General features: G+C 64.5%; 12 protein-coding genes. 6 read left to right on the top strand and 6 right to left on the bottom strand.

All coding sequences use genetic code 11. The annotated features are described in order from the left end of the window. Positions 1-57: 57 nt before the first annotated feature. Positions 58-1263: a PucR family transcriptional regulator gene (locus ACWFRF_RS01070; protein ID WP_452448413.1), complete on the bottom strand. Its 1206-nt coding sequence runs from the start codon at positions 1261-1263 to the stop codon at positions 58-60. 384 nt (positions 1264-1647) lie between these two features. Here ACWFRF_RS01070 and ACWFRF_RS01075 point away from each other — a divergent pair, with 384 nt between their 5' ends. Then, positions 1648-2088: a group I truncated hemoglobin gene (locus ACWFRF_RS01075; protein ID WP_379315737.1), complete on the top strand. Its 441-nt coding sequence runs from the start codon at positions 1648-1650 to the stop codon at positions 2086-2088. Between the two features lie 37 nt (positions 2089-2125). On the opposite strand, the gene ACWFRF_RS01080 is transcribed toward ACWFRF_RS01075, so the two are convergent. Next, positions 2126-3772 carry an acyl-CoA synthetase gene (locus ACWFRF_RS01080; protein ID WP_452448826.1) on the bottom strand — a complete coding sequence of 549 codons (1647 nt, stop codon included), beginning with the start codon at positions 3770-3772 and terminating at the stop codon, positions 2126-2128. 187 nt (positions 3773-3959) lie between these two features. Between ACWFRF_RS01080 and ACWFRF_RS01085 the strand changes: the two genes are divergently transcribed. Beyond that, positions 3960-4817: an oxygenase MpaB family protein gene (locus tag ACWFRF_RS01085; RefSeq protein ID WP_452448414.1), complete on the top strand. Its 858-nt coding sequence runs from the start codon at positions 3960-3962 to the stop codon at positions 4815-4817. An 86-nt stretch (positions 4818-4903) separates the two neighbouring features. On the opposite strand, the gene ACWFRF_RS01090 is transcribed toward ACWFRF_RS01085, so the two are convergent. Then, on the bottom strand, positions 4904-5536 hold the full coding sequence (locus ACWFRF_RS01090; RefSeq protein ID WP_452448415.1) for a TetR/AcrR family transcriptional regulator: 633 nt from the start codon (positions 5534-5536) through the stop codon (positions 4904-4906). 46 nt (positions 5537-5582) lie between these two features. Further along, a complete protein-coding gene (locus ACWFRF_RS01095; protein WP_379316573.1) occupies positions 5583-6326 on the bottom strand; it encodes an SDR family NAD(P)-dependent oxidoreductase in 744 nt (247 codons plus the stop codon). Positions 6327-7131: 805 nt separating this feature from the next. On the opposite strand from ACWFRF_RS01095, the gene ACWFRF_RS01100 reads away from it, so the two are divergent. From ACWFRF_RS01100 to ACWFRF_RS01115, 4 genes are all read left to right on the top strand, one after another. Then, a complete protein-coding gene (locus ACWFRF_RS01100) occupies positions 7132-8373 on the top strand; it encodes an oxygenase MpaB family protein (RefSeq protein ID WP_378989820.1) in 1242 nt (413 codons plus the stop codon). Positions 8374-8439: 66 nt separating this feature from the next. Continuing rightward, entirely contained in the window at positions 8440-8718 is a 279-nt protein-coding gene (locus tag ACWFRF_RS01105; RefSeq protein ID WP_452448416.1) for a hypothetical protein, read from the top strand. A 67-nt stretch (positions 8719-8785) separates the two neighbouring features. Continuing rightward, positions 8786-9052, top strand: a complete 267-nt coding sequence (locus tag ACWFRF_RS01110; protein WP_378989817.1) for a hypothetical protein — start codon at positions 8786-8788, stop codon at positions 9050-9052. Positions 9053-9329: 277 nt separating this feature from the next. Beyond that, positions 9330-9983 carry a class I SAM-dependent methyltransferase gene (locus ACWFRF_RS01115; RefSeq protein ID WP_379318251.1) on the top strand — a complete coding sequence of 218 codons (654 nt, stop codon included), beginning with the start codon at positions 9330-9332 and terminating at the stop codon, positions 9981-9983. A 109-nt stretch (positions 9984-10092) separates the two neighbouring features. On the opposite strand, the gene ACWFRF_RS01120 is transcribed toward ACWFRF_RS01115, so the two are convergent. After that, the gene (locus ACWFRF_RS01120) at positions 10093-11127 is read right to left on the bottom strand and encodes an alpha/beta hydrolase (protein ID WP_452448417.1); all 1035 of its coding nucleotides are present in this window, start codon (positions 11125-11127) and stop codon (positions 10093-10095) included. Between the two features lie 150 nt (positions 11128-11277). After that, entirely contained in the window at positions 11278-12312 is a 1035-nt protein-coding gene (locus tag ACWFRF_RS01125; protein ID WP_452448418.1) for an alpha/beta fold hydrolase, read from the bottom strand. Positions 12313-12341: the final 29 nt, after the last annotated feature.

A 12341-nucleotide genomic window follows, 5' to 3' on the forward strand; every position in this document is an offset into this window, starting at 1 on the left:
GCCCGAGTACCACGACCCTCCGAAATGTCCGCCCCACGGATGGCGCTGCGGCCGACTCTATTTATCCTGATAGTTCGCTTTACGCACGACCAGCGCCGACTGCAGATACCAGAGCCCATCGGCCGACGAAGGATCGAAGCCCGTCAGTTTGCGGATACTTTTCAGCCGGTAATCGATGGTGTTCATATGAACACTGAGCTGTCGCGAGGTTCGGCGACGATTCAGATTGTTGTCGAGGTGCCTGCACAAGGTTTCCATCAGAATCGGATGGTCGTCGAGCGGGTTCAGTATCGCATCGAGATGCCGTCGTACAGCAGACGGTCTGGTGAGCTGGAATTCGACTGCCAGATCAGCGAAACGAAACAGACCGGGTGGGCGCTGCATTCTTTGTGCGAGATCCAGGAGCTCGCACAGCTGATCAACGGTTTCCGGAATTCTCGCCGGCGATGCCTCCGCGCAGGTTGCGGTCATATCGACGCCGGCCGCCGCAGAGAGCACGGTCAACAGCGTGTCGAGGTCCCTGACCTCGGCTGACGGAACAAGAATGATGCCACCGCGCACATCGAGCCGCGACAGCGCGCGCACCGACCCATGACGATCAAGGGCCGCCCGGATATTTCGAATCATTCGCCGGACATCCATCTGTGTAACGAATGTGTCGGGCCTGTCGTCGCTACCGGACGGAAAATGCACCGCCAGCACGGAATAGCTCTCGGCGACCTCGAAACCACTGCACCGCGTCACCGTCGACGTATCCTGCCCGGCGAGCAACGCAACCGCCAAGGAGTTCCTGGCCCGTTGATCCTCGACGACCTCGACCTCGAGCTGGTCGGTGTACGCGAGTGATATCGCGGCCGTCACGCTGTCCAGCATTTCGGTCGCCAATTGGCGGACGACCGAGAGCTTCTGCTCGTCGGTGCCGACCACACTCGAGGCGATCAGCTCCAAACTCGTTGTGAAACCCTGACCGATCGCCTGATCGATCACTTCGCCGGGCACCTCGGTACGCGCTCGCGGCGGCCCGGCGGTGCGGTGTCGAACGGTATCGCCGCGTCTACGGGCCGGCAGTGTGGCCAGGGCAGTGCCCGGTAGCACATCAATGGCGGCCGGGGCACCGCCGTCGACGCCGCCGAGGCGCGCAGCCATGCTCTCCCGCATTCGGGAGACCAACTCGTCGGCGAGCGCCCGCACTCTGATGGAGGACTCGGCCGTGGCCGCACGGGGCCGCGCGGAATCGATTCTGGGTGAATAGTCGGTAGTCATCTTTGACTTCCTCACTGCGTTCAACGTCGCCTCACGGCAGCGATGGCTGGCAAGTAGTCTCCCACGCCGAAGACTCCAACACAAGATTATGTTAATGCCTATTCCAGCTCGATCCAGGGCCGAATTCGTCGAGTGACGGCGCCTCGACCGCATCAGCCCGAGCGCCGACGTGCTGGTAGCGGCGCCAACTCGGTTATCTGAACTGCATGTAGACCGGACGCCGCCGGACAGACCGCTGCACGGGACTTCACGAACGGACTGCGCCAAATCCGAGACATCCCACCCCCAAAGAGCTAAGTTACCGACAATTCATGCAAGACGAACACCTCAGGCACTGTCACCGGCCACCCCATCGGTGATGTTCGCGAAACGAGGACTCCCACCATGGACGAACCGGATCGACGCAGTACCCCTGCGCCGGACAACGATCCCGATGCATCGCACAACAACGTGCCGCTCTACGAGCGGATCGGCGGTCGCGGCGCCCTGGAGACGGTCGTCGACGATCTCTACCGACGCATCCTCGCCGATGAGCGGTTGTCGCCGTTCTTCGCCGGCACCAACCTCACTCGAACGAAGGGCCGGCAGGTCGAATTCTTCGCCGCACTACTCGGCGGACCGGTGCCCTACGTCGGCGTTTCCATGCGAGCCGTGCATCGTGGTCGCGGCATCACCGTAGACCATTTCAACCTGGTCGCAGGCCATCTCACCGATGCGCTCAGCGCAGCCGGGCTCGATCGCGATCTCACGGACCACGTGATCGGCGCGGTCGCACCGTTGGCGGGTGACATCGCCACGTCTCGGGAGTCACCCACCTCGCCGTGACCAGACCGGACGCACAGAAGAAGCCGCGACCCGGATCTCATTGTGGATCGGCGCTCTCGAGCTTGCGACGAAGCAGTTTGCCGGTGGCATTGCGTGGCAACTCGTCTACGAACACCACATCCCGAGGGACTTTGTGTCGCGCGAGGTTCGCTTTGACGTAATCCTTCACCTGTTGCGCGTCGCACGACGCACCCGGCGCGGGCACGACGAACGCGCGCAGACGTTTTCCGAAGTCGCGATCGTCCACCCCCACGACCGCAGCCTCGAGAATGTCGGGTCGTTCTACGAGCAGGTTTTCGACCTCGAGCGGAAAGACGTTCTCTCCGCCGGAGACGATCATGTCGTCGTCTCGACCATCGATGAACAGTCTTCCCGCCGCATCGAAATGACCGACATCGCCACTGGACTGCATTCCGTCGACGATCTCCTTGCCCGTGCCGTCGGTATAGCCGCCGAAACTCAGTGCGCTGGCGACGAATATGGTGCCGACCACGCCCGGTTCGGTGATCCGGCGGCGGTCGTCATCGTAGATCGCGACCCGGCAGCCCACAGGTGGACGACCCACGGTGCCGGGCGCTTCCCGCATATCGCCGGGTGTGGCGACGGCTGCCACCGCGACCTCCGTCGAGGCATACAGGTTGTAGAGCACCTCACCGAACGCCAGCGCCGTGCGCCTGCTCAGGTCGGGCGAGATGGCGGATCCGGCCGCGAAGATCACCTTGAGCGAGGAGGTGTCGTATTCGGCCAGCACGGACTCGCCCAGATCGACGATGCGCTGCAACATCGTTGGTACCAGCACCAACGTTCCCGCCCTATGGTGTTCGATATCGGCCAGCGTGCGTCGCGGGTCGAATCTGCGCTGCTGCAAGACGATCGCGCTTCCCAGCGCCCAACCGAGAATCAGCTGCGAGAGACCGGTGCCGTGGAACGCCGGCGCCGCGAGCACGGTCGTACTCGCCGTCGGCAAGGGGATCCGGTCGAGGAACTGCGCCGATTGCAAGGGCGACACCTTGCCTCGCGGCGCACCTTTCGGTGTTCCGGTCGTGCCGCTGGTCAGTACCACGATCCCGCCGGGCTGCTTGGGGCTCACCGGCGGTCTGGTGTGCTGGCCCGCTCGGACATCGTCCAGCGTGGGCTGCCCGTGGTCCACCCAACCGTCGTCCAAGGTCAGAATAGTCGGTAACTTCTTCGGAAGATCTTCGAAGCGGTGAAGGAACTCGGCGTCGAGCAGGATCGCACCCACGTTTTCGCGTTCGGTCACCGACACCAACTGCGGGCCCGCCATTCCCGTATTGAGCAACACGATGCGCGCGCCCAGCTTGCCCGCGGCGAGCAGCGACAAGACCATCCCCCGATGATCCCGGCACAGCGCGGCCAGCACAGTGCCACTCGCGATCCCCCGCGCGGCAAGGCCGTTGGCCACCGCATTCGACCTACGATCGAGCTCCGCGAACGTCAGCGGCCCCAGCTCGTCGACGATGGCCGTCGCGGCGCCGTTGCGGCGAGCCGCGTGCGCGAACGCGGTGACGACCGGACCGAGCACTGTCGCATCCCTGGCGGTACGCAGCAGCTCCAGCGGGTGCTGAAGTTCGATCGCGCCGCTTCTGCGCAGCACTCCGACGGCAGCCAAGCCGTCGGCCATCGTTGCGACCAGGGCCGCTGACATGCTCGGGATCACCGACATGGACACCTCCGAAGTGTTCGGGTACTGGGGGGCCAGCGATCGGAATCTGCGCACCGACAGCCGATGGCGATCGTAGACCTCGCCGGAATCATTAGTAACTTAATCGCCGAAAAGCATTGTGGAGGCCCCGGGCTCGGTGAGAACATGAGCGCATGAATCTCTCATCCTTTCGATTCGGAGGCCGGCCATGACCCGTTCAGCAAAAGCTGGTCGGCCGCAGGATGTCTCGGGCGACATCGCGCGCAGACACCGCTACCTCAACGGTGCCGGCGCGCTGCTGGGCGGCCCGGCGAACGTGATCATGCAGCTGAGCCTGCCCCCGGTGGGACGCGGCGTGGTGGAAAGTGTTGTCGAATCAGGCAGTTACGCGACACGACCAGCCAAGCGCGGTCGTACCACGCTCACCTACCTCGCGGTGGCGATGATCGGCACAGACGAAGATCAGGCGGCATACCGTGCCGCGGTGGGCTCCGCGCACCGGCAGGTGCGCTCGGGACCACACAGCCCTGTTCGGTACAACGCCTTCGACCCTCAACTGCAACTGTGGGTAGCCGCCTGCCTGTACCGAGGAGTCCTGGATACGGTGAACCTGCTCTTCGGCGGGATGAACGAGCAGGATGCCGACGAGATGTATCGCGATGCCGCCAGATTCGGAACAACCTTGCAGATGCCGGCCGAACTGTGGCCGGCCGACCGCGCGGCCTTCGATCGGTACTGGGACTCGATGCTCGGCGATCTGTCCTTCGACGACGAAGTCCGCACCTACCTGCTCAACTACGTTGTCGAGTTGGCGGCATGGCGTCGAAGCGTGCGCGTCGCGTTCGGTCGGGCGAATCGCTTCTTCACCACCGGGTTTCTGCCACAGCAGTTCCGCGACGAGTTGGGCCTGCCATGGAGCCCGCGCAAGCAACGAGTGTTCGAAATCGCGATGCGGACGCTCGGCCGACTGCTCGAGGTGCTGCCGGACACTTGGCGAGCTCAGCCCTTCGAGCGCTACCTGGACGACATGCGTGAGCGTAGATCTCAGGGCAAGAATCTGATCTGAGCAGACACACACGGTGCATCGGGGCCAGATCCTCGGACGCTTCCCGGATCGCCGCGGCGACTTCGTCGACCCCACCGGTATTCGCACTACCCTGTTCCGGACAGTCCTGTCCAGAACAGCGCAACGGTGGTGTCGACCGCGTCGATCTTGGGAATCGGGCGACCGGCGTCGAACCAGTAGCGGGCCGCCAGGTGGCTGGCGCCGACGAGACCGAATGCGCAAGCCCGGGCACGGTAGGGATCCATCCCCACCGCGGCGAGTTCGACACCGACCAGCGCCGCACATTCGGCCATCGCCATCCGTACCCGACCCTCGACGCTCGGCTCACTCGGAACCGGAGTGTCGAAAACGAGCGTGTATCCCGCACCGTTGTCCTCGTCGACGAAGTCGAAATAGGCCGAGACCGTGCGCCGCACCTTGTTCTCGTACCCGGCGGTCGTCCGGAGCGCATCACGCAGCCCACCGACCATGTGGTCCAGATAGCGTTGCAGCACAGTGGAATACAGGTCAACCTTGCCCGTGAAGTGGTTGTAGAGCACCGGTTTGCTCACCTGGGCCCTGACGCTGATCTCTTCCATGCTGGCGCCGTGGAAACCATGATCGACGAAGACGTCACGTGCGGCGCGGATGACGACCTCTCGGCGACGGGCACGGGCCGCGCCGCGATCCGCGCGGGTGAGGATGTGCGCATTCCTCACTTCGCCGCGTATCGCGGTCATCGAGCCGTACTCGTTCCCACCGGCTCAGCAGGCGATGCGCGGTCGATCATGCTCGCCACAGCTGGCTCCCCGACCGGGAGACAACGATATTGGGAACGACGGCGTTGGCGGACAGACGAGTGATGGCCAGCACCAGTTCAGCGATGTCCCCGGTCGTCAGCATCGCCGCGCGGTCGAGTTCGTCGCGTTTCCACGCGGTCATATCGGTATCGACATAGCCAGGTGAGATAGCTGTCGCACTGACACCGTTCGCGGATTCCTCCAGCGAAATGGTTTCGCAGAGCGACACCAGAGCGGCTTTCGACGCCCCATAGGCGGCCAAGCCCGGCTCCCCCGCGACACCGGTGATCGAGGCCAGCGCAACGATTTTCGCACCTGCGCCGGGGTTGCCCTTCGCCGTCTCGCGCAGCAATGGCAGGCAATGCTGAACAAGAGTCAGGGGACCGCGAACGTTGATGTCGAACATGCGGTGGTAGCCGGCGGCGCTCATCGTCGCTACCGGACCGGCGGTACCGGTGCCGGCGCAGTGCACCAAGACGTCCAGGCGACCGAACCGGTCGGCGTGCGTGTCGGCGAGGCGCAGCAACTGTTCGGGATCGTTCATGTTCGCAATCACCGTCACTACGTCCACACCGTGGTCGGTGCGCAGCTCTTCAGCAGTGCTGTCCAGGACCGCTCCATCGCGGGCGGCGAGCGTGAGGTCGTAGCCGAGTTCGGCCAGACGCCGCGCGACCTCCGCGCCGATCCCTCGCGAACCGCCGGTGATCAGGGCACAACGCCGGTAGCTCATCGCTGCGCCGATCCCGCGTCAGCCGACGCCACGATCATCGAGCGGCAAAGATCGGCCGGCTCGCCGAACACATCGACGAGCAGGGCCGCGGAGCCCACCGGTGACGGTCCCCCACCGCGAGTTCTCCAGCCAGACGGTGGTCGAAGTACGTCGACGACGAGAGCGGACATCTTTGACTCCTCACGCGCTGTCGCCACCGGTCGGCGACAGGTCCAATAAGTTAGCCATGATTCTCGCACAGGCGGTTGGCCGGCTCAAGATCCGGGATGCGCGGCGAAGCATCGGATCTTTGACGCTATGTTACTGCGAATTCCTGATAGTTTCCGCCGCTATCTCACGCGCTCAATCGACGCCCTCCGACAGATCGGCCGTACAGGGAAGCAGCTCAGGACTCGACCATCCACACGTACACGCCCCTATACAGTGCTGACCGCTTCTACATCAGCCAGCGAGCAACTGAAGCGGGGGCCCAACAACCGGAGCCGACGATCTCGATCCCGAGTGCGCTGTCCAGCTAAGTTACTCACCATCCCGCAACTCTGAGTCCATCAGTCGGTGACCACACTCGAGCTGCGGACACGCCCTACCGAATGAAAAAGTGTGCAGGTCACAGCCTTCTATTGAGGGTTCAACCCCACCTCCCCCTCTCTACGACCGAACCGCCATCCGGCGTCAATCCGCATAACGTGGACACAGCGGTCACTGCCTGTTAAGTTACTCACTATTCTAGGCTGATTCAGTGAAGAGGATCGAGTACTCGCGCTGCGGCCTGGGAGTCTGAACGTGCTCAATGAGGAGTAATGTCATGGATAGACTCAATAGGCGCAATGCGCTGAAGGCCGGCGGAATGCTCGGCGTTGTCGGCACCATCGGATTGGGTGCGATCGCACGGGCAGATCCGTGGACGTGGTCGCCGGAAGGATCGGTGGCCGGATCCGGTTCCGGCGTCGACCCGTTGACGGTCTGGGATCCCGAAGCCGACGAACTCGTCGCCGGACTCGTCGACCGAGGCGAAGTTCCCAAGATCAACGAACTGTTGCGGACCTGGACCAAGAACGGTCAGGCGCTGCCTGCCGGCTTGCCCTCGGAGTTGCGCGACTTCATGGAGTACGCCCGCCGACTGCCGCAGTGGACCGACACCGGCAAGTTGGATACCGCGATCGCGTTCAACAAGAAACGCGGACTGTATCTCGGTGTCCTCTACGGGTTCGCCAGCGGCATGATGAGCACCGTCATCCCGAAAGAGGCGCGCGCGGTCTATTACTCCAAGGGCGGCCACGATCTCAAAGACCGCATCACCAAAACCGCGAAACTCGGTTACGACATCGGTAGCGCGAATGCTTATGCCCCCGACGGGGAAATGATCGTCACCTGCGTCAAAACCCGACTGGTGCACGCGGCGGTGCGTCACCTGTTGCCGCAGTCCCCGCACTGGGTGCACTCCGCGGAAGAGGACAAACCGATCAGCCAGAACGACATCATGGTCACCTGGCACAGCCTGCCGACAACCGTGATGAAGCACCTCAATTCCTGGAAAGTGCCGATCCCGGCACACGAATCGGACGCGTTCCTGCACTCCTGGCAGGTCGCCGGGCACCTGCTGGGCGTACGCGACGAATACATCCCCAAGTCATGGCCCGACGCCAATGCCCAAGCGGCACAAATCCTCGACCCCATCATCGCGCCGACGCCGGAGGGCGCCAAGCTGGCCGATCGGCTCCTCAGCCTGGGCGCCAACATCGATCTGTCGATTCTGAGCAAGCCGGTGCTCGGCGCGTTCACTCGTTTCCTGCTCGGCGACAAGACCGCCGACGGGCTCTCGATTCCGCGGGAACCGGTCTGGGATCCCCTGCTCCAGGTTGCATGGGGTCCGTTCATCGCCGTGCGCGAGGGCGCGCTCAGCGTGGTCCCGCCGCTCGAGGATCCCTACTGGCTCCTCGACGAGTTCTTGCGCAAGGCCGCCCTGATCTATCTGTCCGAACTGCGCATGCCGATCAGCATCGAACTCCCGACGATGAACCGCGATATGAGCAAGCCGCCGCGCTGATCTGTCGCCGTAATTCTGCACCGACCCACTTCCAGGGAGTTCCCACTCCCCAGCAAGGAGCACACAATGCGCAACACTCTTCGTATCGCCGCGGCCTCGGTCGCGGTAGCCGGTCTCGTCGGAGCCGCGGCGGGCACCGCGGTAGCCGAAACAGGCTCATCGGCAGCCGACTCGGGTTCGGCAGCGGCCAACTCGGCCGCAGTGCTGGCCGGGCAAGGTGACATCATCGGGTTGATCGCCCTGCTCGGCGTCACTCCGTTTCAGATCCTGACCGGCGGAGTCTGCGATGTGGCGACATTGACGGGTTCGGCGAGCCCGTGCACGCCCGGAGCCCAGCACTACTGAAAGGCTCTTGTCTCGAATCGACGCGACGACGGACCCATCGTCATCGCGACGATGGAGCGAACCGACGATGCGAGACAGTTCAGTCGAACGCGCGGAAGCACCGCCATGGACGCCGAAACCGGTGTCGGCGTCCGGGATTCGCGAGGTGCTCGATTACTTCGGGAAGTGCCCGTCGTGCGGCTATCCGGCGCGGGCCAGCACGCACACCGTCTATTACAGCGACGGATCGACCACCGCGATCGTGACCGGAATGTGCGACTCACCCTGTGGTTGGACCGGGCCGGTCGCGCTGACCACGATGACCGACCGCCGCCGTTTCGATCGGCCGGACTGACGACACCACCATGATGGCGCAGACACAGGTTCGGCGCACCGGGCGCGAGCACCGCGCCCGGTGCGCCGAACCCGCAACCGCTCACCCCTTCCGGCCTCCCTCGCCACGGCCACCCCGCCGCTGACGCCGACCGAGGCGCGGACAATGTTGCCCGATGTCGTGGCACCGCAATGTAGTCGGACTACGCTGACCGCCATTGCCGCCCATCGATGCATTGAGGGGATCAAGCGTGACCAGCAGTGAATTCGCGTACACCGGGTGTGACAACCTGGAGGCGATGACCGAAGCGGTCAATTACAACAAATTTCTGATCGACTGCGTAGATAAACATGTCACGTCGCCGGACCTGCGCATACTGGACTTCGGTGCCGGTCGGGGCACCTACGCCGATATGCTGGCCGAGCGGCAGATCATCCCGGATTGTCTCGAACCCGACGCCGAGCTGCAGAAGCTGCTGCTGTCGAAAGGCTACAAGGTCGTCGATTGCGAGGCCGAGCCGTCCGAAGCCGAAATGTACGGTCTGATCTATTCTTTCAACGTTTTCGAGCACATCAAGAACGACCAGGAAGCGTCCGAACACCTGACCTCGCTGTTGCGGCCCGGGGGGACGCTGGTGATCTATGTGCCCGCGCTCGAGGTGCTGTTCACCTCGATGGACACCAAAGTCGGGCACTACCGGCGTTATCGCCGAACTCAGCTCAACCGCATTCTCCGTAACGCGGGTCTGGAGATCGTGGAGTCGCGCTACTGCGACCCGATCGGCTTCTTCGCCACCCTGGCCTACAAGTTCGCCGGCAGCGACGACGGCACGATCAACACACGAGCGCTGAAGCTCTACGACCGCGTGGTGTTCCCGCTCAGCAAGCTCCTGCAGGCCGTCACCGGCAAGCTGTTCGGCAAGAACGTGCTGGTAGTCGCCACGAAGGCCTGATACCCCGTCGCCGTGACGAAGGTGGTCCCGATGACCCTGGAACAGGTCATCGGGATCCGTTGCCGCGCTGGGCTATCGATGGTTCGCGATGCTCGGTGACGCCGTGCGCTCAGTTCGTCCGGCTGCCCACCGACTGCGCCAGGAAGGGCCACGACGAGCGGAGGTCGTCCTCCCAGTATCCCCAGGAGTGTGTGCCGACAGGGCGTTCGTCCAGCGTGACCGGAATGTTCAACTCGCGCAGCCGGTTGGCGAGGTTGACGGTGCAGAAGTGCACTGCCGCCTCGATGGGGCCGCCGAAGGCGAGCTGGACCGGGAGCGGGATCCTGCCGTCCTGGACACGCGCGTCCGCCGGCGTGTCGTGGGGTGCGCCGGGGATCCCGGTGCCGGTGCTCAGATAGACCTGGGTGCCGCGCAGCCCTTCGGCGTTGACGAGCGGATCATTGGCACGCCACAGGGGACCGTTGCGTGGGCCCCACATGTTCTCGATGCTCTGCCCGCCACCCCAGTTCTCGACCGTGATCCGGACGAATTCCTGGCCGATGGGGTCCGAGGTCTGCGCGCAACCGCTGAAGGACGCCACGCTGTTCCAGAAGCCGGGCTTGGCGATCGCGAGGTTCAGCACCGAGGTGCCGCTCATCGACACACCGACCACGGCGCGATTGCCGTCGGCCCGGAGGAACCCCTCGATCACCGACGGCAACTCCTCGTTGAGGAACGTCTGCCATTTGTTGCGGCCGAGCACCGCGTCGTCGCGCACCCAGTCGGTGTAGTAGGAGCTGGCGCCGCCGACCGGGGTCACGACGTTGACGTCTTTGTCACGCAGGAAACTCACGGCGTCGGTCTGCGCGTCCCAGCCGCTCTGATTCGGGCCGCCCTGGGAACCGTTGAGCAGATACATCGTCGGCCGCGGGTTCTCGGTATCGGCGGCACGGATCACCTGCACCGGAATCGGCTTGTCCATCGCGGGCGAGAAGACGGTCACCAGCTGGCGTCTGCTGTCGATATCGACTGCCGAGACCACCCCGGCCGTCCCGGGTTGGGCGACAGCGACGCTCGCAGGCAGCGTCAGCCCGGCCGAGGCCAGCGCGCTCACCAGCGCGGCGCTCACCGCAGCCGTACGGATCGATCGACGTGTTCTTCTCACCAGCGCGAACCTCTCGTCTACCGGATGCACTGCTCGAATCAGTGCGGGTCACCCCACGGCGGACGTGAGGCATGAAGAGAGGTTCGGACTGCACCGGCCCGCGGTTTGGTGGAGCGGCCGAAATTCCGCGGGCACAGACGTCGGCGCGGGTCAGCGGCCGAGGAACTCCTCGATCGCGGGCCAGGTGGTGTCGGCGGCGGAAACCAGTCCGAGGTGTCCGCCGCTGACCTCCACGAACTCCACCTCGGCGGCGTTGGGCAGAACATCGAGGCCGCGGCGCACCGAGGCGGCGGGCACCACCACGTCGCTGGGGCTGCCCGCCAGCAACACCCGGCAGGTGACCTTCGACAGTTCGATCACCAGATCCGAGCGCAGTCGGATCGACCCGCCGGCGAGTTCGTTGCGCAGCACCAGGCTGCGATAGATCTGCCAGTACGAGCGGCCCGGGTAGCCGGGCATGGTGGCCATGAACCGGTCGGTGGCCTCCATCCTGGCCAGCGCTTCGGTGTCGAAGGCGTTGCGGGCCAGGAACATCGGTTTGGCGAGCTCGCGGTCGAAGGCCTGGATCCGGAAGCCGAGCCGCACGAATTCCTGCGGGATGCCGCCCATCACCTTGGTCGCCACGGCCATCTCGCGACCACCGGTGACCTTGGCGATCAAACGCAGCGGGATCAGGAACGCGGTGCGGGCCTGGTCGATCGGCGCGGCCAGGCAGGTGATGGAGGCGATCGGCAGGTCGGCGTGGGCGGCCGCGGTCAGCAGCGCGAGCACACCACCCAGCGACCAGCCGATGATGTCGACGCCACGGCCGTCGTGTTCCGCACTGACCCGCGCGATCGCCTCGGGCAGGATGTCCTCGGTCCAGTCCTCGAGGCCGAGATCGCGGTCGGCGTAACCGAATTCGCCGTAGTCGATGACGTAGGGCTGCCTGCCCTGGTCGAGCAGGAAGCGCACCAGACTCTGCCCGGGCCGCAGGTCGAAGCAGGCCGTGGTCACCGCGAGCGGCGGCACCAGCAGCACCGGATTGCCCTTCGCCCGCGTGGTGCGGTCGTAGCGCTTCAAGTGCCGGTGTGCGCCGTCGTACACCGTCGTCGACGGTGCGGGGCGGTAGGACTCGAGTCCACCACCGAACGACACCGACCACACATTGCGCACCGCGCGCGGCAGATCGGCAACGATCCCCATCGGTAAACCCCTTACCTCACCAGTTACTG

The organism is Nocardia sp. NPDC055165, from assembly GCF_053606985.1.

Bases quoted from the DNA above. Each gene is read 5' to 3' on its own strand.
- ACWFRF_RS01090 (WP_452448415.1), bottom strand. From the start codon at position 5,536: ATGACCGCGATACGCGGCGAAGTGAGGAATGCGCACATCCTCACCCGC.
- ACWFRF_RS01070 (WP_452448413.1), bottom strand. From the start codon at position 1,263: ATGACTACCGACTATTCACCCAGAATCGATTCCGCGCGGCCCCGTGCG.
- ACWFRF_RS01100 (WP_378989820.1), top strand. From the start codon at position 7,132: ATGGATAGACTCAATAGGCGCAATGCGCTGAAGGCCGGCGGAATGCTC.
- ACWFRF_RS01125 (WP_452448418.1), bottom strand. From the start codon at position 12,312: ATGGGGATCGTTGCCGATCTGCCGCGCGCGGTGCGCAATGTGTGGTCG.
- ACWFRF_RS01115 (WP_379318251.1), top strand. From the start codon at position 9,330: ATGACCGAAGCGGTCAATTACAACAAATTTCTGATCGACTGCGTAGAT.
- ACWFRF_RS01075 (WP_379315737.1), top strand. From the start codon at position 1,648: ATGGACGAACCGGATCGACGCAGTACCCCTGCGCCGGACAACGATCCC.
- ACWFRF_RS01080 (WP_452448826.1), bottom strand. From the start codon at position 3,772: ATGTCGGTGATCCCGAGCATGTCAGCGGCCCTGGTCGCAACGATGGCC.
- ACWFRF_RS01085 (WP_452448414.1), top strand. From the start codon at position 3,960: ATGACCCGTTCAGCAAAAGCTGGTCGGCCGCAGGATGTCTCGGGCGAC.
- ACWFRF_RS01095 (WP_379316573.1), bottom strand. From the start codon at position 6,326: ATGAGCTACCGGCGTTGTGCCCTGATCACCGGCGGTTCGCGAGGGATC.
- ACWFRF_RS01110 (WP_378989817.1), top strand. From the start codon at position 8,786: ATGCGAGACAGTTCAGTCGAACGCGCGGAAGCACCGCCATGGACGCCG.
- ACWFRF_RS01105 (WP_452448416.1), top strand. From the start codon at position 8,440: ATGCGCAACACTCTTCGTATCGCCGCGGCCTCGGTCGCGGTAGCCGGT.